The sequence below is a fragment of the Parabacteroides sp. AF17-3 genome (assembly GCF_003635445.1).
Lineage (GTDB): Bacteria > Bacteroidota > Bacteroidia > Bacteroidales > Tannerellaceae > Parabacteroides > Parabacteroides goldsteinii.
Genome location: NZ_QTMM01000005.1, coordinates 324,422 through 346,947, shown reverse-complemented (window position 1 = coordinate 346,947; position 22,526 = coordinate 324,422). Strand labels below are relative to the sequence as shown.

The window sequence follows — 22,526 nt, the reverse complement described above, 5'->3', positions numbered from 1 at the left end:
GGTTATCACGCAGATAAAATTCCCAGTAATACTCTTTGTTGTAATCTTCCATGATGTTTCATGTTTAATTGTTAATACTAATGTTGTTTATTTAGTCCGGCATAGAGCCGGAGTCTAATTTATTTCTCTTGAATGCAGCGAACAGACATGCCGTAAGCTTTAACTGCTTTATCATCATTTGTCAGAATCAAAGCGCCATGCGCTTTGATTTCCGTATAGTAAACGTATGTTGTTTTCGATGATTCATGCGCAGAATACATCACAAAACAAGCGGCACTTGTTCTCAACAGGCCTGTTCCAGCCTCTCTCATCCAATACATCGGAAACCAGACAGATTTACAAGAATAGTCCGCATACGTTTCTCCTGGATATAAGTATAAAAGCCCGTTGGTTGCCTTTATCACCGCAGCTGACTCAGCTATCGGAGATGTAAGCCATTTTTTATTGTTCACCAACGCCAGATTACTGCCAAAAGCAAAGCCATCAAACATTGTGTAATTTGTAGCGTTGTAGAAATCCGGCACTTTCCACCCTTTCGGACAAGGATCATAGATCGTCTTCGTTGACGGTCCCCATAATCCATTCTCTAAATACATCTTACGATAAAAAGTAGATGGGTTGGCAATAGAATTCGCCAGACTTCCTCCATCTTCCTTGCCTAACGGTATCGTATATCCGTCAGCATTGAAGATCGTATTGGCTTCTTCATAAGAGCCATCGGCCGAACCTGGCATCGGATCTTTACGCCCCCATTGGTAAAGAACGCCATACGTACGGGCCGACTCCAGATCACTTTCCAATGCCGGGACAGCACGGATAGCACCCAGGTTACGGTCCATGATGACTTTTTTATAGAAAGCACCCGACTCTTGTGTCCAGCTGGCACCTTGATAAGTATGTACTATTCCGCCCCGGGTGGTATTCTGAGCTGCTTCGATAGCCTTGGTCCGGCTAGTAGCATCACCAGCAGTAAAACTCCCAAGTAATGCCGGCACGTAATCTGAAACCCATATATGCCAGCTCCAGAGAGCGATTTTGTCATCCGTACCATATGCGGCTATCAAAGCGTTTCCTCCGTTGGTAACGGGTACTTTCAGATGGATACGTGCATCTTTCGCAATATCTCCATTCGTGAGTTTCACCAGATTACTGTGGTCACTCTCACTTATCGGATAACCCATTACCAGTTCACCACTGGTTCCGGCATCTTTGTTTTGCCAGAGTATTTTCACCTTTTTAATTTCTTTTCCATCCTTGATCGAACCATCGGTTGTCAGTTCGGTATTCCACCCATTCACTCCCGCTTCATGTTTATAGGGGTTAAAGCAGATGTTCGTACCCGGAAGCATCATGAAGCAGTTGGAAGTCGGTTGTTCATTGGTGCTTTTTACCGGTGTCTGGTCGAGCAACTGGATGCGTGGGTCGTTGACATAGTCGGCCTTATTGATATTGACTGTCCAATGATAGTTGGTATTTTCCAGTAGGTTGAAATCGTCGGTTTCGTTGCCGCCTAAATAGACACGGTAGTAGAGGCGTTCTTTCTTTTCGCTGTTGTCTACCACAAACTCGGCATAAGTGGCTGCTGGGTTGGCGTTCGTCTTATTACGGTAATAAGGGGAATTGGAATAGGAAGATATGCCGCGGGCATTGGCGGGAATCCAAACGGTCTTCGCGCTGTTGGCATTATCCAGTTCTGTTCCTGTCAAGCGGTAAACATCGACAAACTCGGCAACGGAGCTCGGATAGACGTTGCCCCATTTGGTCTCTTCTGTTCGAGGGATCAAGCGGTAATGGGCAGGAACCTGACAGAGTTTGACTTCTTTCAGGGTATAGCCTTTTTGAGTCATGTCCGAGGCAAAAGTCCAGTTTAATTCTACTTTTGTGGCCAGCCGTTTGAGCAACAGGCGGACGTCTTGGCCTGCCGGACTTTCGATTTTACCGGCGGAGGTGATATTGACGTTTTCCAAATAGAGGTAATAAGTCATATTGGCCAGACTGTTACCGATAGCATTGGGCGCAATGGCATTGATATTGCTTTCCTTCGCTTTCACTGTCATGTTCTGCACTTCAGATAATGTTTTACCGGATAGTGATCCGAAATCGGCGGAAGCCCCCCGGGCGACAAGCAAAAGTTTGCATCCGGTTGCCTGCTTCAGGCTAGCTGTAAAAGTTGAACCGACAGTGACGTTACCTAGTGCTTTACCGCCAATCTGCTTTCCACTTCCATCATATTGCCAGATTTCCAGATTGTAGAGTTTGTCAGGAATATCTGTTCCTGATTTGGTCTGCATACCATAAACAGGAACGGCCTCCAAAGCCGAACGGCTGTTGCTACCTGCCTTACTGGTCGGCGAAGCGGTTGCTCCTTCCCCGTCTTCTTCGTCGGCAATACCGAGATTGAGCGTTACTTCCACCGTCTTTCCTTCCGACGGATTTACCGTCGGAGAGTCGATTTTGTCTTCGCAACCTGTGCTTATTAATACCAGTGATAAGAGTGTCATAATAACTCCTTTCGTTTCTAATTTTTGTCCTATACTTGCCATCCTTTTATCATTAATTTACTACATCAAAAGCGCCGTTTTAACATTTCGTCAGAATCTCTTTCTTTTATAAGAAAGAGAGTTGGGACTGACGCTATCCGTGTAATCGTTGTTTTTCAACACATTACACTCTGCAGTAAATCAAAAAACTTCTACGCCCAAAAGGATGGCGTTATTTCAATATTATCAAATTGTAGCAAAATACTACCTGAAAACCTTGCCCCGGTCGTTAAAAGTTGCTACTTTAGCCGCTGATAACGCTAGATTATCAATCATTTTGATACAGACTCTCTTTCTTATAAAAGAAAGGTATTTTCACTTTTTTCGCTTCCCGTTGAGATTCAAACTGTCGTTCAAACTCTCCGCTTTTTATTTTTACCGTATTTTTCATATACTCTCTTTCCTTTTTTTACGCACATTAACAATCACGTTCAGGCACATGAAAAAGTGGCACAATCTTTCGCAGGACTACAAGGCATACCTTTTCTCTTTGATCAGGAGATACAATAGGTGTATAAATTTCTATTAATATATTTTATCAACTTCTCTTGCAGCATTTTCAGGCTCTTATCCATCTTCATTGGTATAAACATTTAATAATTTAGTGATATTAAGCTATGAAGACGTTGAAATTATTTTTAATGGCCACGGGAGTTTTATTTACTTCTTTAACCTTTCAATCTTGTTTGGATGATGATGATAACTATTATTATGGGTATCTAACGCCAAACGCCCTTGTGACAGTAAAACCGGTTAGTGATAACTCATTCTTCCTGCAATTGGATGACTCAACAACATTATTACCGGCAAACCTGACTTCTTCGCCTTACGGAGATAAAGAAGTTAGAGCACTGGTCAATTTCAGTGTGGTAAACGAACCTAGTGAAGGCTATACTAAAGCTGTCCATGTTAATTGGATAGACAGTATTCTGACAAAACAAATCGCTCCGGATCTGGGAGTGGATAACGATTCTGTATATGGAACAGACCCGGTAGAAATGATTAAGGACTGGGTAACAATTGCAGAAGATGGCTACCTGACACTCCGTTTCAGAACATTGTGGGGAGATCGTAGCAAGGCTCATTTCGTAAACTTACTGGTAAGTAAAGATCCGGCTAATCCTTATGAAGTAGAGTTTCGTCACAATGCTTACGGAGATGTCTACGGAACGGAAGGTGACGGATTGGTCGCTTTCAAACTGGATGAACTGCCGGACACAGAAGGTAAGACTGTTAAGCTGAAACTGAAATGGAAATCGTTCAGCGGCGATAAATCGGCAGAGTTTGACTACTGCACTCGTAAATCTACTCCTGCAAAAGTAGAAATTACAGGCGATAAAAGTGTGCTGAATTTAAAATGAATAGTGTAACAGACGAAGCAGATTAAATCTGCTAAAACAAAAATGCTATGTCTTAAGTGAGACATAGCATTTTTGTTTACATATAATAATGTCTTTTTTCTATATTAGAAAGAATATCAATTTCTCCAATTAACCCGTATAAGTTTTTCCTGAAAAGGATATTTCACCATTGAATATAACCAGGGAACTGAATCCAACAAAACATCGTAAGGTTTTTCTTCCATTTTCAGGTTCCAATAATCTGACATATCCTCCAATACTCCCTCCCGTCTCAGGAATGTTTCCTGAAAGCCTCTATTAGAAACATTTTTCATTTTACTCCAATTTATCTTTAGGCTGTTCAACAGTTCATCAATTAAAGAAGTTTCTTTACTTGTCAGTTCAATATTGCAAGGCAAGGGATCGGATAGCGGATAATTTAACATTATCTTAAATAACATTAATTCAGAATCTTTTACCTCTAATGAATATGTAGCCAGATACTGTAACAAAAAAATTCCCCGAATCTGCTTTTCTTTATCAATAAACTCTCTACGGGAATCCGCTAAATATCCTAACCGATAAAAAAACATTGGTAAAAAGGGAGTTGTTAAAACGATCCCGGCATTTTTCACTTTAAAAATCTGTGCATTTGAATTTTCCATTGTAATAATTTTTTATTGTTTACGTTCTAACTTATCATATGTGAATTCTATAGTTTCAAGTTCGACTTCATCCTTGTTGTTTTCCAAAAAAGCAGGCGCATCAAGTTTTATCGCATAAGCATCTGTAGTATCTTGTTTTTGTTCTACCATAATTATCGTTCTTATATTAACAATTTAGGTTACAATCTTCGTTTTATTCAATTGTTTTTTAGATCTGTTATTCAACTAATTGTTCCCAACATATTGAAACGAGATAACGCATCTTTTTTATATTGTCTGCCGATAGGGACCGTTTGATCGCCAATATAAAATATATTACCGATATAACCAACGACATGATTCTTGTTGACAATATAAGAACGATGTACCCGGATAAACAAATCTTTCGACAGATGTTGCATTGTATCCGTCAGTGTGTATGCAACTGTCGCTTTAGCACCTGCCTGTAAATAGAAAGTGCAATAACTGCCTGATGCTTCTATATAGAGGATATCACTAAACAATATTTTTCGGAAGTGATCCTGTATTCTGATAAATATACTATCCACTACGTTTCTATCCACACCTCCTACAACATTGGCTGTAGCCTCCTGTAATGTCCGTTCTTCAAAGTTGAGTGTATTCATTTTGTATCATATTAAAGAGGCTTATGGGCCCCGGTTATGTATACAAAGGTACTAGGAAAGGGTGTCGGATAGTTCCAATGGATTTCTTATTTAATTTTACATATATTTAATTGATTAACAAGAGACTATGATTATATATCAAATGGTATAAGTTTACGATTTAAGAAAGAAATATATAATTTGAGAATACCTTTGTCAGGACTTCGCCTTCATTTTCTTTCTCCACTGCAAAGGAGGCATATGATGTCGGGTATTGAAAGCCAGATAGAATGATGATGACGTTTGAAAACCGACTAATTCAGAAACATCGATCACCTTTATATCTGAATTCAAAAGTAATATCTCCGCTTCATCCAAACGAAGAGCGGTTACATATTCAGGGAAACGCATTCCCAACTGCTGACTGAAATATAAACTTAACGAAGTCGCATTCATACCCAGTCCACTTGCTAATATTTTAAGTGTCAAATTAGGATTATGCAAGTATTTGGGTGATTTTAATAAACGGATCACCTCCTCTTCTTCTTTTTCCGGAGTAAGTGGAATGGGGATCTCGTTCTTCTGTCTGGTTTTGGTGAAAAAATGGGGTAATAGATAAAAAACTATTTTACGTTTTACAGTCCGGTAAAATACAGATTGATTCAACAGATATCCACCTATAAAAATAGTTGATATATTATATAGAATATTACATACATAACAGGAAGTAAACATACTTATTATAGAAATAAGATAGAAACATAAAAGATAGAATAAGTCCTTTCTAATAAGTTGCATTTGTGGAGTATTATCATCATTTACTCCATTCAAAATACGTGGAATATAAACTAATAATTGTACAGCTAAAGATAAATAGCAACCAATACGGAAATAGGGCCACCAGACAGAACTATTGAGTCCGAATTCAGACCAGCTATAAATTAGCTTATCGGGAACCGGATTGAACAAAGTCATCCCGATATAAACGCCGATCAAGACTCCAGGGAGAAGCAGATGCCGTCTCCATTGCCGTGCATCGGGTAACTGGTTAGTTATCCTGAAACGAAAATACAGGTAAAACAAAGGAGTAAGTAATGTGAAAGCCCAACTGTTCACGCTGGGAATAAGAGCGATCTTTTTGAAAAGAAAGAGTCCTTCATACCAGCTATTATAAAAAGAAACTAAACAAAGAACCCATGCTATGGAAGTTAAAAGTATGACCTTTTTGTTATATCTGCTATATTGTAGCAAACAAATCCCGGCAATGATTAAAACAGCCCAGGCGAGTAAGGAGGTACAAATAACTAATATCTTAAATAGTAGTAATGACATAATAAACTTGTTGGTCACAAATGTACTGACTAAAGTTGAGAAATGCAGCTTTCTTTGATTTTTTTATCCTCAGACAGTAATTGTACAAAATAAAATAACTTATTTTGTGCTGCCGTAAGGCTTTAATGCTAGGTTATCTATAAGGTGAGAAGATGAGTAAGATTTGTTGTACGAAAGCTTTAGGGGTACTATTTTTCATCTTTTGTTCGTTGATAATTAACGGGCAAGAACAATTGGCACCATCCGACACTCTCCGTAACGTCCGGCTTCGGGAGGTGGTTGTCACAGCAACCCAGCCTGATGCCCCCGGTACCAGTTCATTGATTGGTCAGGATGCGATCCGCCATATACAAGCTACCGACCTGTCTGATCTGTCCCAATTATTGCCTGGCGTACTTACCCGCAATCCCGATTTGAATTCTCCGGCAGTTTTTACGATCCGCAGTGCTACATACGAGAATACGACAAATGCATTGGGAACAGCCATACTGGTGGATGGAATGCGAATGAACAATAATATGAATATGCAGCAGCTCGGGCTTGAAGGGCAAGGCAGTCTCTTTAACAGTTCGGTCCTTTCCGGATTTGATGTACGTTCGATTTCTCCGGCTTCCATCGAGTCTGTAGAGGTAATACGCGGTGTACCTTCTGCCCGCTATGGGGATGCTACCAGCGGCATAGTACTCGTAAACTCAAAGGCTGGGGTGCAACCCTATGCAGTGGGACTCCGCTTCACGGCTACTGAAAAACTGGCTTCCATAAGTAAAGGAATGGAAATTGGAACTCATGGAGGCATTCTCCATCTGGGAGCAGATTATGCACTTTCATCACAAGATCCCCGGTTACCGGAACAGACATTTCAACGGGTAGGTGTTCAAATTGCTCATGCGAAAGATTTTGAAACAGCAACACTCCGTACCAATTTGCGGGGATACTGGATACAGGATAAAGGAGGCGGAGGACGTAATACGATTGACGGAGAATATCAGAAAGCCTTCAACCGAGGTTTCTCCTTTTCGGCAAACGGCCGGTGGGATTTGAACAAATCCTGGATTTCGAATCTCGAGTATCATGCCGGGCTGACTTACAGTTGTCAAAAGAACAAATCGAGCACATACTATTCGGGAACGCAGCAAGTTACTACTTATACCCGCTTGCCGGGTGAACAGGCGGACGTCTTTTTGGCACCCAACTATTTCAGTGACCTTTCGGTAGAAGGGAAACCTTTATCTGCGGATGCTTCACTTACGGCAAATCTCAGGAATACGCTATATAATAATGTATATAATCATTTCATGGCAGGTGTGGAAATAGGAACGGAAGGTAACCGTGGAGAAGGCATTCGGTTTGATCCGCTCCGTCCGACATTGGAAATGCTCCGGATGCGTACCCGCTCTTTTAGCAGCATTCCTTTCGTACATCAATATACAGCCTTCACTGAAGATAAAGTCACTTTCCATTCAGGAAAGATGCGGACTGAGCTACAGCTGGGTGTACGTCTTACCAAACTGCAAACAAAGGCGTTACACTATGCTCCGGCAGCAGACCCGCGTATCAATGTGAGGCAAATCCTGGTGGAACGGAAAGACGATGCTATGCTGAAACATCTCAGTATACGTGCCGGTTGGGGATTGATGCATAAGATGCCCGTATTGGCGTATTTATATCCGGACAAATCCTATACCGATCAAAACTGCTTCACTTATAATGACATAGAGAACGGCGAACGGCTGACCGTAATGCATACTTTCGTGACCGGCCGGACTTTTAATCCTGATCTGCGCCTGCCGGTAAACCGGAAATTAGAATTGGGACTTAATTTACGACTCGGACAAATGACAGCCGATGTCGTATGGTTCAGGGAACATCTTCGCAACGGGTTCAGCACGACAGAGCAAGCTGAACCGTTTACATACCGCCGTTACGATCAGTTGATCGGCAGGGGAGAACATCCCGAACTGACCTCCGATGGCATAGTGAACAACGGGAAGCCTCTCTCCTACACTACTCATGCGACTTTTGCCACTTACACCTCTCCTGAGAATGGTATCGAGCAATTGAAACAAGGTATTGAATATACGCTCGACGTAGGACATTGGAACCCTTTGCACACATCGCTGCTTATCAGCGGCAGCTATCTGAATCTGCATGAAAAGAATACCGCCCTTTCGGCTATATATCCACAGGCAGATTTTAGTGGCAAATCATATCCGTACGTTGGCATTTACGAATCGGACCACTTTGCTTCCAACCTGCGGATATGGAAACAATTCAATACCCGCTTCCAGTTCATTACCCAATTACCCCGCATCGGTCTGATCACCACGTTGACATTACAAGCCGTATGGATGGATAAACAACGCCGTGGCATGGAGAGTAATTACAATAATCCCGTTTATCTGGTTGATGATAACGGAAACCGGATAGATGGAGATCCGATGACCGACACCGAGCACCATAAACATCTTAACCCGGTATATTATATGGATAGCGAAGGCGTACAGCATCCGTTCACTCCAGAAATGGCAAACGATAAACGTTTCGCAGACCTGGTGCTGGATGCAGGGACAGAGACCCGGTATCAGGAGGATTCGTTCGGCCCTTATTTCCTGCTGAATCTCCGGGTGACGAAAAATATAGGCCGCTATGTATCGGTGGCTTTTTGTGCCAATAATTTCACACAATCGAATCCAAAGAAATATACCCGCAGTACACAACAGTATACGATTCAAAATCCCGGTTTATATTATGGAGCCGAGATGACGATCCGGTTTTAAAAGAGTTTTAATATCGAAAACAAATATCAAATGAAAAAAGGTTTTTACTTATTACTTGTTTTAGTATTCTTCCTTGCTTCCTGTTCGGAAGATGGGAATCGTTCTTCCAGTGTTCATATTCAGCTGTTACCTCCCGAAGGTTATTCCACGTTGCCTTATGAAGAGATGGAAGTAACACTGACCAACAAAGATCAGGGAACGGTGTATTCTTTGCATTGTTCATCGACAGGACAAGCTTTATTTAGTGTTGAACCTGGTTACTACGCTGCTTCGGTACATTATCAGGCTGCTTCCGGGCTTGTTTTTAGCGGAAGAATAGAATCATTATCGCTGCTCTCTGACCAGGATGAAGCGCAAGGGGTTATAGAACTTCCTCTGTCGTTGGCTAAAACCAGTGCCCTCGTTATTAAAGAGATTTACTTTGGTGGTTGCAAGGGATTAAATAATGAAGAATATAAGGATGACCAGTATGTAACCTTATATAATAATTCGGACCAGACAATCTATCTGGATGGTTTGTGTCTCGGTATTGTAGATCCGGGTAATAATCTAGAATCCCCTTGGATGAACTATACGGATATGAAACGGATTCCGGTAAATGATCTGACCTGGCAATTTCCGGGAAGTGGCAAGGAATATCCTTTGGCACCGGGAGAAGAAATAACCATCGCCACGAATGCGGTGGATCACACGAGTGGCGAATATCAGCATGCCAATTCCGTAGACCTGTCCGGAGTCGATTGGGGATTCTGGGATGTTTCTCTTGACCGGCAAACAATTGCAGCCGGTGTAAAACCGATGACGTTGCTTGCCAATCTGAATCCGTCATTGGTGATGTATTCCCTCCCTGTTTTTGGTCCTACGTTTATGGTGTTCAGTTTGCAGGATTCTCCGGAAGAATATGTGCAGGACCCGGATAACCGTAAACCACGGCCCAAAGCGTCGAATCAGGAAAAACGTTATCTGATGGTTCCTCAGGAATGGGTAATAGACTGTATAGAATGCGTGAAGGATGTCAATTCTCCTAAACGAGTACCTAATGGGCTCGACAATGGGAAATGCTATATTCCAGGCGACCGGTATTCAGGCCGGTCGATTATCCGGAAGAAAACAGGAACGACAGACGGACGTGCTGTTTATCAGGACACGAATAATTCAGCCGAAGATATGGAAGTAACTTTAGCTACTCTAAAAACAAAATAAAGGCATGAGAAGCCGGGAAATACTGTTCGGATTATTCCTTTCGTTATCAATGACGGTTTCCGCTCAAACCGATACGTTATCTATACCTTCTACAGAAGAAGTGTACAGACAAAACTACTGGTTGACCGGGACTAATCCTGTGGGATTGTCGTTCAACCGTTTCCGTTCTTTCTCAGTGGCGGAAGCGAGTTATAGCCATCATAAAGGGAATTTTGGCAACGTCAGTATTCCGGCTTCAGCAGATATATATTCTGTGTATAGCGAATCATTTCAAACGGTGGATAAAGTTTCGATTTATGGAAAGATAGGCTATACACAGTTTCAGAATCGGCAACAGAACTGGAATGGGATGACAGGCGATTACTGGCAAGCCGTGAACTTATGTGATTCCATTAGTGGAAAACAGCGTTCGGAAGAGTATCAGTTAGCCGGTGGCTTTTCCCTGCCGGTCCATCCGCGCTGGTTGTTGGGAGCAAAAGCAGATTATCGGGTACAACTGACTGCAAAAGACACTGATCCACGAAATAAAAATCAGTGGATGGAATGGCGACTTACTCCGGGAGTAGGATACTTGTACGGAAACCTGCACCTGGGCGCCTCTCTGCTTTATGTCCGCCGAAAGGAAACCGTTAATTACCAGAATATGGGAAGTCATACCACTTATCCTGTCCTGGTCGCTTATCCCCTTGGATTCTTTAAAACCTTATCGTGGGGTGAAAATGTAAACTGGTATTATTCAGGACAGGAGGTTGGCGGAGCCTTACAGCTTCATTTCAACAGTGGTTCTTTCCAATTATATCAAGATATTAGCGGAGGTGCTGCTTCGCAGACCGTAGAGAGTGACCGTATAAAAAATAAAAAAGAAGGCGAAACAGATAGCTGGCAGGTGGAGTACAAAGGTAAACTGCAAAAAGTATGCCCTGACCACAGGCATGAATGGGAATGGTTGGCTACATTTAATCATGCTGATAACTTTGACCCGTTACAACATCAGGTGGAATACAATACCTGGCAATCGGACGGTAGGTTACTTCGTTCTACCCGACGCACAAGCCGGTATGCTCTGACCTACGGATATTATCAGTTGCGTGATGTCTGGCATTCCCGTTTCTCTATCCTTTCAGGAATTACGTATCGTCAGGCAAAAACGGCTCTGCTGTTTTATCCGGCGGAATACACGCAACCGATTCATCGATTTACAGTCCATACTACGTTTGTTCAAAATATTTTATTGCCGGATGCTTCCCTCGATTTATCTCTGGGAGGTCAGTATGGAAAAGGTGGAGGATCGATTATGGATGAAAAACAATTATCACCCAATGAAAGTGCTCCGGAAATTACGTTATGGCAGAGTCACAGTAGATTACAACAGGTGTTCGATTATGAAACAATGTCACGTTGGGGGTTACATTCTTCTATTACATATACACGATCAACATCTTTTCGTTGGTTCATTCAGTTGGCTTTTGATTTTGAAAAGACGCCTGATAATACGATTTATACCGATTCAAAAAAAATAACAGCTAATATTGGTTTGTTATTTTAAATAGAATGTGTAGTTTTGGCAAACAATTTTAAAATAACAAAACAATGAAAAACAACGAAGGGAAAACAATTAGTGAAGGTGATGGTCCAAAAACAATGTGGACTATTGACTACAAAAAATGTAATGTCTGTGGCGAGTGTGTGGATGCATGTAAAATCGGACTACTTAGTATCAAAGATAAAAGAATAATAATTTGCAGTCAGCTTGAATGTGATTGGTGTGGTGATTGCGCTGATGCCTGTGCTTCCGATGCTATTGTACTGACTTAATCAGATCTATGAAAGCATTTCATCTGTTTCTTTTTATTTTCATGTGCATTGGCTGTACAAATCAAATTCAGAACAAAACCGATATGCTGGATAAAGAGTTGGCAATAACGCCTATTTTATCTTCATCATTTGATTCTTTATGGCATGATGTACAAAAACTACCATCCAGACAACAAGCGGCAATCTTGCTCCGAATATCCTGTCGGGATGAAAAAGAAACAGGTGGAATACAAAAACAAGAACGTATTTTATTAGAAGGTCTTCCTTTTATTTCAAAAAAAGAGAAAAAGAAAATATTATTGCGATTACTCAGTTTGTATAAAAAATTAAGTGAGCAGAGAGAACCTGATGCAGATACAAAGGGTATTCAACTAAGTGAAAATCTGGAGACTACTTATTCGTTTTCACAAAAAGAGAAATGGGAAATAAAGAAAATAAAAGCAATTTTGTTAGGGAGAAGAGGACTACACAAACAATATTTACCAATTTGGTTTGAATTGCTTGCAGAGCATCGTGCAGCAGACAAACTTGAACTTGTAATAGAGGATCTTTTCACTATAGCTAATCATTTAAGAATATTAGGAGATCAGGAAAAAGGGATTTCTTTATGTAAAGAAGCTTATCAGTTAGCAATAGATAACCATCTTATAGATTTGAGAAATAAATGTTCAAGACAATTAATAAAGTTCTTCACTGATTCTAAACAATATGCCGAGATGGTGGATTATATAAATGAAATAGGCATAGATTCCATGATCTCATTCGTTCCTTCTGTTTATTCCTTATTATCAATGTGCTATTTAGAACTTCAAAAACCTGACAGCGCTCGTCTCTATTTGACAAAGATTGATCAGACTAAAAAAAACGGGAGTGGAATGATTCTTAATTGCAATATTGCGGATACATATATTACGGAACACAATATAGATTCAGCCCTTGTTTTTTTAGATAAAGCAATGGGAGAATTTCAGAATCAAGCTAAACGTCTTCAAAAGAATAACATTAAAGCATCCCTCCCCTTTTATTTTTTACCTACTTGTTCTTCTTTAGCTACATTATATCAACAAAGTGGTGACTATCAAAAAGCAGGTAAATCTTTTTTATTAGTAGAGCCTTTGATGAAAAAGGCAGCTAAGGATCCCAGTCGCATGGAAAAACAAGTGGATGCCCTTGCTCGCTACAGTTCTTTTTGTCGGGCTACCAAGCAATATGAAAAAGCTGTTGATTTATTGATGTTTCGGGACTCCCTCCTGCAAATCATTAATAAAGCCGACAAAGAACGTGAAAGTAAAAACTTTATAAGTCGACTGCAAATTAGCGATTTAGAGCATCAAAACAAGCTACAGGAAACCTTATTGGCCAACTCGCATCGTATGGTTGTCGTTTCAACAACTTGTGCAATCTTATTCTTTTTCCTTATATGTGCTGTCGGTTACATTTGTTATCAGCGGAAGAAACGGTTGGATGTTATCATGAAACAGGAAAAAGAAGCAGAACAACTCGAGTCGTCAGCTACGCCGGAGAAAGAGAAATCTCTTACCCCCGAAGAAAAACTCTACCATGCCGCCTACGAGAAAGTCCGTCTCCAAAAACTATACCTTAATAAAGACATAAGACTTAAATCACTGGCGGAAATGCTGAAAACTAATCATACATATCTGTCATCATGTATTAATACCTGCTATGGAAACAACTACAACCAATGGATCAATGATTTCCGTATTGATTATTTACTTGGGCGGATCCATTCCGGAAAGAAATTATCCGATTTAGCCGAAGAAGCAGGCTTCGCCTCTACCGATGCCTTTTATCGTAACTTCAAACGAAAGACCGGCCTTACTCCTAACGAGTATCTGAAACAGCATCCCAAGAAACAAAATCCGGAGGAAACTGTCCTCTGTTGAATGCAACTTAACCGCCATAACGTACCGTTTACAAACAAAATCTGTCATCTACCCGCATTATGGTTATAAATCCATATCCATAAACTACTTTTATGGCAGAACTATCCCTTACTACATACTTATCCTTTCTTATTCAATTGTCGTTTGCAATAGCAGACGGCAATTGTTTTTATATCTCATCAGGCTATCTAACAGCTACATTTGTTATATTATTCCACCAACAATAGAATTATATGACAAATGTATCAGTAAAAGTAAAAAGAAAAACTTCTGCCATTCCCGGCAAAAGAATGCCCTTGTTCCTGCAAATCATTTATAACCGCGTTGTGAAAAGGGTCGTGCTGGATCTTAAACTAACAGAACAGGAATGGATAGAAACAACGCAAACCATTCTTATCCCTCCGGATGCAGGGAACGAACGTATCAAGGCACTGATGCTTATCAAAGAAGCACTCGAACGGAACCTGGCAGAGATGGAGGAAATCGTTCAGCATCTGAAAGACACAAAAGAGTGCTCTGCCGAAAGGATTGTCCACGATTTCCGGAACCGCAAGTATTACACCCTATGGCTGGAATACATTCAACTGGTCATTGAGAAGAAAAGAGGCCAGCGGTCAGGGACCACTATTCGTAACTATCAGAACACTCACAAAACATTCCGCAACTTCCTCCAGGGAGAAGATATTCCCATTAAGGACGTGGACGAAGATCTTATCATCAGCTTTGAAAAATACCTCACAGACAGGAAACTCTCTAAAAACACGATTGCTTTCCATTGCAGGAATCTGAAAGCCGTATGGAACTTCGCCGTCAGGGAACAGGTCATTGAGCAGCGCCCTTCTCCTTTCAGGAACATCAATACAAAGATCGATAAGACAGAGAAACGGGCTATAACGGAAAAGTATCTCCACAAGCTGGAGGCCCTGAACCTGGAGAATGCTCCGGGACTCAGCCTGGCACGCGACCTCTTCCTTTTCTCTTTTTTTGTCAGGGGGATGGCTTTTGTAGATTTGGCTCACCTTACTTTGGCTAATATCCATGGCAATAAGTTAATCTATGTGCGAAGAAAAACCGGCCAAGTACTTAAAGTGGAACTTCTTCCCGTCATGTTGAAAATCATACGCAAATATCACCAACCCGGACAACCTTATCTTTTCCCGGTGCTAAAAAATGCCGATGCCTCCTGGAAGGAATACGACAGTGCCCTCCGTCTACAAAATAAAAGGCTTAACATATTAGGAAATCAAATAGGCACTCACCTGTCTACCTATGTGGCACGCCATAGTTGGGCAAGCATCGCTAAACTCAAAGGAGTAACTGAGGAAGTCATTTCCGATTGCATGGGGCATACTTCCGTCAACACTACACGCATCTATATAGCATCACTTGATAATTCAAAATTGGATAGAGCTAATAGAAAAGTAATTGTAGGAAACGGACATGCTGAATCTTATTTCGAAAAGAGGATGTTATAGGTAAATTACCATTCCGTCTATTCGTAATAGTTGGAATGGATATTCCTTTGTGATGTTAACACGTCACAAAAGTAGTAACGTTTTCTTTAATAGCAAATGTTTTCTATATTATTTTGAACATAAGAACCTATAATATTCAATATTAACCTGAATATTATACAATTATTAAGGAAATGCAGAGTGTTCATCTGTACTCTCCCAGGAAGCTAATTGCTTCTTTTTACAACTAAAATAGATATCTTAATTACTGCATATCAGTTGTTTACAGATTGTTTCACAATACCGATCATCAAACTTGCTTTGATTTTCATCTGCATCCTTTCTGTAATCGGTTATTTTATTCATATCTCTGAACTTTTAAATACAAGCCCCAGATGTATCTCGTACTTTTCACACAAATCATCTTAATAATCAGCCATTCCATCTTGAAATAAGACCATTTGTTTCATGAATTGTTTCACAGCAGGAGATTCCTCCCCTTCCGTATCCTATTGGATTGTCATTAATATCAAAGCCTTTCGAATTTGGCACGAAAGACTGTTCCAACTCTTACGAATAGACGGAACGCATTTCCATCAAAATATAAATAGGGTATATGCTAAGAAAACTACACATACTAATGTTTGTTATTTATTGTTTACCTACTGGTATACACGCTCAGCAAACCGCACTGAAAACAAACACATTATTCTGGGCAACCACAACTCCGAACGTCGGCGTTGAGTTCGGAATCACTCGTCAGATCACACTCGATTTATGGGGAGCATACAATGCTTGGAAATTTAGCAATGACATGAAATTGAATATGTATCTCTTTCAACCCGAAGTCCGTTATTGGTTTTGTCGTAAGTTCGAAGGACATTTTATCGGTGTACACGGACATTGGGGACATTTCAACATCGGGCAAATACCTTTTATATCCGGATTAAAAGACCATATATTGCGGGGAGATCTCTATGGTGGTGGCGTTACATATGGTTACCATTGGGCATTGGGCGAACGTTGGGGACTGGAAGCGATAATCGGTGCCGGATATGCTTATATGAGATACAACAAATTCCGTTGCGCCGATTGCGGTGAACGGGAAGGAAGTTACACCCGCAGCTACATAGGTCCCACCCGTCTCGGATTCTCCATCATTTACTTCCTGCGCTAAAGATTATCCTTATGAAAAATTATCTGCTACATATAATAATGTTTACTTTCGTCGTTGTCTGTCTTTCCGGACTTACCGGAAAAATAGCAGCCGAAGGCATACGTATCGTTCCCCAATCGGTCACCGTGAAGAATGACAGTCTGCATCTCTGGCTGGAGATGGATTTGAACAGCGTACATGTTAACTCATTGGCAGCCGTTATCTTTACCCCCGAACTGGCTGGAAAGAAAGGTTCTTCCCAAAAGATTACATTACCTTCCGTTGTGATCACCGGTGGTAAACGTTTCCGTTTTGAACGCCGCGAACGTGCATTGGCAACCTCTGCGGAGAACCGCGAAATTCCTTATCTTATATTACTCGATAACAACCGGACCGGTTCCAAAAATGTCCGTTACCGGATATCCATTCCTTATACCTCCTGGATGCAACAGGCCTCCCTGCTGCTCCGCCAGGAAATAAAAGACTGTTGCGACCTGCAACTGCTGGGAGTAGATACGTTGAAACGCAACCTGTCGGTTTCCACTGTACAACTCGCAAAAAACAACCCCATTCCTGCACTCAATGCAGAATCGCATAAGGACAAACCCGTTCAAAGAGACAACCATGTCCCGCGTCAAGTGCGGGAACAGATTTCCCTGAACACGGCAGATGTCAATACTTATGCGTCGATGGTCTCGTTCCTCACGCCCGACCCGAAGCAGGAGAACAAACACCGCAGCAAAAGCACAACCCTCTATATAGATTATCCGCTCGGCAAAGATGAAGTATATCCCGACTTTAAAAACAACCGGGAAGAGATCGGCAAGATCGACGCCAGCTTGCTTCCGGTCCTGGCCGAAGGTTACTCCGAACTGGAACGTATAGAAGTGAAAGGATATGCTTCGCCCGACGGAAACTACGGAGATAATGAAAAGCTGGCAGCCGACCGTTCCAGGCTGTTTGCCTGGTATGTGCAAAAAGCGTACGGCATCCCCGCCCGCCTGTTCGACGTCTCATCCGTGGCGGAAGACTGGAACGGCCTGGAAGATTTGCTGCTAAGCACGAAACCCTCTTATTATACGGCAGCCCTCGACATCATACGCCGGTTTGGCATTTTCAGTGGCCGCGAAAAACAGTTGATGAATTTGCAGGGAGGCATTCCTTATAAAGACATGCTGAAAAGGCTTTTTCCCTTGCTCAGGCGTATCGAGTTCGTGGTGGAATACCGCATTCGTGCCCTTAATGCCGAAGAAGCATCGGAGATGATCTATATCCATCCCGACTTGCTGAGCCTGGAAGAAATGTATGGTGTCGCCCGCTATTACCGTCCCGGAACGGAACAATACCGCGAAGTCTACGAAGTGGCGGCATTCCATTTCCCGGACGATGTGATAACGAACGTCAACGCGGCCTCCGCCGTAATGCTGACAGGCGATTTGAAATCGGCATGGGGATATCTCCGCAAAGTAGAGGCCGACCCGCGTGCCTGGAATAATCTGGGCGTGCTTATGCTGATGGAAGGAAATCCGGAAGGGGCGACAGTCTGGTTCCGGAAAGCCGTAGGGATTGAACCCCGCAAGGCACGCAGAAACCTGCAATTTGCCGAAGGATTAACAGAATAGAAGACGAATAAAAGAAATAGAAATTCATACTGGATTAATATTAATAATACGAAGTAGTGGGAAGGATACAGACAGGAAGGTTTTGGATGATATGCAGCATACTGGCAGCCATGCTCTCAGGCTGTTCATTTGGCGACGAACCTTCCGTCTGTCCTTACAATGTCAGGATGGAATACTGGTATGCGGGTAGCAGCACCGAAAATACGTTGCCGACTTATGTCGACAACCTCCGGCAATACCTTTTCGACGCAAAAGGGAACCTGCTGGCCACTATCACCCTCAAAGGCGACAGCGTAGCAGGCTGGAACGGCAACCTGCCCGACGGCGATTATACATTGGTTCTCTGGGGGAACCTCTCGGACGAAAGCAATGCCAACGAAACGATACAAATTCAAAATGAAAATGATATGAATATGAACGAAATGACACTCAGTGCCCAACAGACGGGTATCCCTCCCGGATACCGGGGCAATACAAGCCGTCTGTATTACGGGACAACCGCATTCACCCTGAAAAACGGGGCGACCCGGCGTCGACGCGTTTACCTGTCCCACGCCCATGCCGTCCTCTCTGTGACGGTGCGGTGGATGACAGGCGAACCACCCGCAGACGGCATTTTCAGGATGCGGCTCAAAGGGATTCCGGCTGTTTACGGATTTACCGGAGGCAATGAGGCTACGATCCCTTCGGGGGACGGGCAATATATCATTCCCCGTATCACAGGCGGTATCACCTACCATGAGACAAGGGCGGCTTTGAGTTACGACGGAGAAGTGATCGGAGAGTTCGTCACCTTCCGTTATACCGCTTCCACCCACCAGTTATGGAGCCTTTGGAAGGATGGAGAACAGATCGTTAAGGATTTGGATCTGAACCTCTTTTTCAATAAACAATCCGTCAACATGGATACCAATATGGAGCAGGAATTTGATCTTCTGGTAAGTGTATACGATGACAAAATTATTGTGACGCAGGCTACGGCTTCAGACTGGGATGAAGGCGGAACGATCGGATAATTGAATATTAAAACAGAAACAATAAAACATACTTAAAAACAAGGTGAATATGAAACTATTGACAAAATGCACCACCCTCATGCTGGCAGCCTTTTTAGCAGGCTGTTCGGAAGAGACGCAACATGCCGGCGGCAATCAGCCGGAGCCGGGCGGAACCGATGATGCCGGACGCCGTGAAGTGTTGCTCACTTTAAAAAACAAGTTGGCCCTGAAGCCGGTCGCCACCAAGGCGGAAACCATTGCCACGGCGGATGAGAATGCGATCGAAACACTCGATGTCTATGTGTTTGCCTCCGAGAGCGAAGCCGGTGACAACTACACCCTCCTCCAACGTTTCGCCTATCGTGCAGAAGCAGAAGCTACACTGCCTGCGGGAGCTGAAGAACTGCAACTGGCGGTAGACGGCGATAACGACGAAACGACAACAGGACTGCTCAAAGTGAAAAAGGGGTTGTTCGTAAAACTGTACTGCATCGCCAACAACACGATGCTGGTCGACCCGGCCAGCGGCGACGGTACACCGTTGACCGATGCTGCCTTCACACCGCTGGTCTTATCGGAAGCAGATGGCAATAATCCCGCGAAAATAGTGGCACTCGGACAACCTTCGGAAAGCATTTTCAAAACCTATCATACCGCACTGCTGTCGGCTACGGTACCCGGCGATACGCTGTGCACTCCGCTGGCTATGAGCGGCGCACAGACAACACCGCTCGACCTGACCGATCTCGGCTCTTCTGCCCGGGTACAGACCGGATTCAAACTCACCCGTCTCGCCGCACGTTTCGATATCGTTAATAATGCGGAAACTTCCCGTTTCACCATCCAATCGATCTCGATGGGCAACGGCCGCCGCGGCGCGACCTTCTTCCCTATACGCATTTACGGCACGGTTCCCGAAGCTGCCACAGCTGAACTCATCACCTGTCCCTCACGTACTTTCAGCGGAGAAAAAGCGAATAAGGGTATGCAGACTGGTGCTTTCTATTCTTATCCCTCGCCTAAAAACGATCACGGTTTCCTCACATTGAAAGGATTGTACAGAATAAATAAAACAGAAAGCAAAGAGGTTTCTTACCAGATACCTTTTACACAGCAGGCGGCTGATGGCAGTTCCTCTTTTCTCGAAATAAATAATAACCACCGGTACACGATCGGCATCACCGAAGCAGACGATTATCATCTGGATTTCACATTAACAGTCGCTGATTGGGCGGATGACGGAAACATCGACGAATACAAACCGGAAGACGGTAGCGGAGAACTTGACGTGGCCATCCCTCCCACATTCACCGATGAAACCGTATACGATCCGGATACCCGTACCATCAATATGTCGGTCAAGACTGGGAGTAGTATCGATATCAACATCAAGACCAATTCAGCATTGAATATACAAAAAACATATGCTGGCGGTCCGGAGTCGCAACAATACGATTGGCTGGAAATTTCTGAGCCTTCAATTACAAACACAACAAAAGCCACCATACCCGTTTGCACTTACCAATTTACTATAAAAGAGAATTATGACAAACCCCGTTTTCCTCGCGTCGTTGTAAGATTTACCAATACGATGAATGGGGCGGAAACTGTTTTGTTTGTTGAAGCAGTCACTTCACCGCTATTAAACGATATTCAGCAGGCTCCCGGTAATTGCAATACATTGGATGTGAAGCAACAAAAAGCAACTATGTATAAAGTAGTCGATAGTAAAATTAATGTAAGCATAACCTGCCCGGACGGAATAACGATCAAAAGCAAACCGGACTGGTTGGAGATAAAAAATACTGAAACAACCCTATTAAAAAACGCCTACGAACTTACTATAAAAGAAGAATCATTAAATACAGGCATTGGTGATAGCGAAGGTAGTGTTGTTTTTCAAAACAACAGAATAAGCGATCTGACAACGGCGATTACAATCAATTTACTGAGTAGTGAGATTACGGCAAATAATGAAATATCCCTACAGGCTGCAACCAGTGGAAACACTGCGATTAGTGTACATTCATCAGCTATAGGAGTTAAGGCTTCAGTAAAAGACTGGGGAGGCGGCGCCCCATGGTTCAATATTACAACCCCTGAAATAAAAGGAGATGGCAGTATTTTGATTACTCAAATAAGTACGAATACAAGTAGTGTCATGAAACCGGCCACTATCCTGCTAACGAATAAGATACCGAACGGAGAAAATAAAGAAATAAAAGTAATCCCCACCGGATTTACAGCACCCAAGTTGAGTTCTACCAGTGGAACGCTGGCTAATATAAAGAATGAAAATTCAACATCGGTAGATGTTACGGTTACACCTCCTGCCGGCGGATTCGTTTATACGATTGAAAATAGCAATATTGCCAGTATCTCTCAAAATGGTAATAGACTCACATTTACAGCTAAATATACCGGTTCTACGACCATCCGAGTGAAAAACAAGTCGGATGAAAGTAAAACAGCCACTTATTCCATAAATGTATCACGCGATTATAAAGGTCAGTATGTTTGGAAATATTCAGGATATTATATTGCTCCAGTAAATGCAGATGAAAGTTGTCAATGGAATAGTAACTTATCATCTAAATGTCCCTCTGGATGGCGTGTACCGACTCATACGGAATGGTTTAAAATCGTAGGGGTAAATAGTACATTTCCTACTACGAATACAGGAAGTAGATATCAAGAGTTAAAAAATAACAAAGTATTCAATACAGCTCACACTCATTGGTCATCAAATGAATACAATGAGAGTTTAGCATACTATATGTTTGTTGGAAGTAGTAGTGGCGCTGTTGGATACGATCCTAAAACAGATAGGCGTCAAGTACGTTGTATCAAACAATAGTATAAGTACCTGGCAACTAATTGAAAGTAAACAGAAATAGGCTTCAGCTATATTTCTGACAAAAGTGTTCTTTGACATGATGGGATTGTTTTTTTAGCAATCGCATCTGTAACCTATAACAGATGCACCGATCGTTACACAGCCCCCGACAAAGGGTTGTGCCGCATTTCGTGTGCATTTATATATGAAATTGAAACAAATAAAACACTGGTATAAACCGGTCCGGCACTTTATCTGTGCCGGACCACAATATTAAAC

The 22,526-nt window shown here is 42.4% G+C and carries 17 protein-coding genes; 11 read left to right on the top strand and 6 right to left on the bottom strand.

Features of this window, described 5'->3' with window-relative positions; translation table 11 throughout:
• Nucleotides 1-119 precede the first annotated feature (119 nt).
• Both DWW91_RS09070 and DWW91_RS28305 read right to left on the bottom strand, forming a co-directional pair.
• Entirely contained in the window at nucleotides 120-2,543 is a 2,424-nt protein-coding gene (locus tag DWW91_RS09070) for a DUF4906 domain-containing protein (protein ID WP_233584445.1), read from the bottom strand.
• A gap of 265 nt (nucleotides 2,544-2,808) precedes the next feature.
• On the bottom strand, nucleotides 2,809-2,931 hold the full coding sequence (locus DWW91_RS28305; protein WP_255420027.1) for a hypothetical protein: 123 nt from the start codon (nucleotides 2,929-2,931) through the stop codon (nucleotides 2,809-2,811).
• A 226-nt stretch (nucleotides 2,932-3,157) separates the two neighbouring features.
• Between DWW91_RS28305 and DWW91_RS09065 the strand changes: the two genes are divergently transcribed.
• Nucleotides 3,158-3,901 (top strand): NigD-like protein, encoded by a 744-nt coding sequence (locus DWW91_RS09065; protein ID WP_010803150.1) that lies wholly within the window; start codon nucleotides 3,158-3,160, stop codon nucleotides 3,899-3,901.
• 116 nt (nucleotides 3,902-4,017) lie between these two features.
• Here the strand turns inward: DWW91_RS09065 and DWW91_RS09060 are convergent, their stop codons facing one another.
• From DWW91_RS09060 to DWW91_RS09050, 4 genes are all read right to left on the bottom strand, one after another.
• Nucleotides 4,018-4,545 carry a contractile injection system tape measure protein gene (locus DWW91_RS09060; protein ID WP_122327517.1) on the bottom strand — a complete coding sequence of 176 codons (528 nt, stop codon included), beginning with the start codon at nucleotides 4,543-4,545 and terminating at the stop codon, nucleotides 4,018-4,020.
• 12 nt (nucleotides 4,546-4,557) lie between these two features.
• Nucleotides 4,558-4,695, bottom strand: a complete 138-nt coding sequence (locus DWW91_RS27810; RefSeq protein ID WP_010803149.1) for a hypothetical protein — start codon at nucleotides 4,693-4,695, stop codon at nucleotides 4,558-4,560.
• 71 nt (nucleotides 4,696-4,766) lie between these two features.
• Nucleotides 4,767-5,171: a LytTR family DNA-binding domain-containing protein gene (locus tag DWW91_RS09055; RefSeq protein WP_122327516.1), complete on the bottom strand. Its 405-nt coding sequence runs from the start codon at nucleotides 5,169-5,171 to the stop codon at nucleotides 4,767-4,769.
• Between the two features lie 195 nt (nucleotides 5,172-5,366).
• Nucleotides 5,367-6,482: a helix-turn-helix transcriptional regulator gene (locus DWW91_RS09050; protein WP_122327515.1), complete on the bottom strand. Its 1,116-nt coding sequence runs from the start codon at nucleotides 6,480-6,482 to the stop codon at nucleotides 5,367-5,369.
• A gap of 152 nt (nucleotides 6,483-6,634) precedes the next feature.
• On the opposite strand from DWW91_RS09050, the gene DWW91_RS09045 reads away from it, so the two are divergent.
• The 10 genes from DWW91_RS09045 to DWW91_RS09000 all read left to right on the top strand — a co-directional run bounded on the left by DWW91_RS09045 (nucleotide 6,635) and on the right by DWW91_RS09000 (nucleotide 22,268).
• Nucleotides 6,635-9,259, top strand: coding sequence for a TonB-dependent siderophore receptor (locus DWW91_RS09045; RefSeq protein ID WP_122327514.1), 2,625 nt, complete (start codon nucleotides 6,635-6,637; stop codon nucleotides 9,257-9,259).
• Between the two features lie 30 nt (nucleotides 9,260-9,289).
• On the top strand, nucleotides 9,290-10,462 hold the full coding sequence (locus tag DWW91_RS09040) for a DUF4876 domain-containing protein (RefSeq protein ID WP_010803145.1): 1,173 nt from the start codon (nucleotides 9,290-9,292) through the stop codon (nucleotides 10,460-10,462).
• A gap of 4 nt (nucleotides 10,463-10,466) precedes the next feature.
• Nucleotides 10,467-12,008 carry a DUF6850 family outer membrane beta-barrel protein gene (locus DWW91_RS09035; protein WP_122327513.1) on the top strand — a complete coding sequence of 514 codons (1,542 nt, stop codon included), beginning with the start codon at nucleotides 10,467-10,469 and terminating at the stop codon, nucleotides 12,006-12,008.
• Between the two features lie 44 nt (nucleotides 12,009-12,052).
• The gene (locus DWW91_RS09030) at nucleotides 12,053-12,277 is read left to right on the top strand and encodes a 4Fe-4S dicluster domain-containing protein (protein WP_010803143.1); all 225 of its coding nucleotides are present in this window, start codon (nucleotides 12,053-12,055) and stop codon (nucleotides 12,275-12,277) included.
• A gap of 8 nt (nucleotides 12,278-12,285) precedes the next feature.
• On the top strand, nucleotides 12,286-14,181 hold the full coding sequence (locus DWW91_RS09025; RefSeq protein WP_233584444.1) for an AraC family transcriptional regulator: 1,896 nt from the start codon (nucleotides 12,286-12,288) through the stop codon (nucleotides 14,179-14,181).
• A gap of 233 nt (nucleotides 14,182-14,414) precedes the next feature.
• Nucleotides 14,415-15,656, top strand: coding sequence for a site-specific integrase (locus DWW91_RS09020; protein WP_122327512.1), 1,242 nt, complete (start codon nucleotides 14,415-14,417; stop codon nucleotides 15,654-15,656).
• 619 nt (nucleotides 15,657-16,275) lie between these two features.
• Entirely contained in the window at nucleotides 16,276-16,812 is a 537-nt protein-coding gene (locus tag DWW91_RS09015) for a DUF3575 domain-containing protein (protein WP_122327511.1), read from the top strand.
• A gap of 11 nt (nucleotides 16,813-16,823) precedes the next feature.
• Nucleotides 16,824-18,413, top strand: a complete 1,590-nt coding sequence (locus DWW91_RS09010; protein WP_122327510.1) for a DUF3868 domain-containing protein — start codon at nucleotides 16,824-16,826, stop codon at nucleotides 18,411-18,413.
• Between the two features lie 56 nt (nucleotides 18,414-18,469).
• Entirely contained in the window at nucleotides 18,470-19,429 is a 960-nt protein-coding gene (locus DWW91_RS09005; protein WP_007656681.1) for a FimB/Mfa2 family fimbrial subunit, read from the top strand.
• A 49-nt stretch (nucleotides 19,430-19,478) separates the two neighbouring features.
• On the top strand, nucleotides 19,479-22,268 hold the full coding sequence (locus tag DWW91_RS09000) for a hypothetical protein (protein WP_122327509.1): 2,790 nt from the start codon (nucleotides 19,479-19,481) through the stop codon (nucleotides 22,266-22,268).
• The last annotated feature ends 258 nt before the right edge of the window (nucleotides 22,269-22,526 follow it).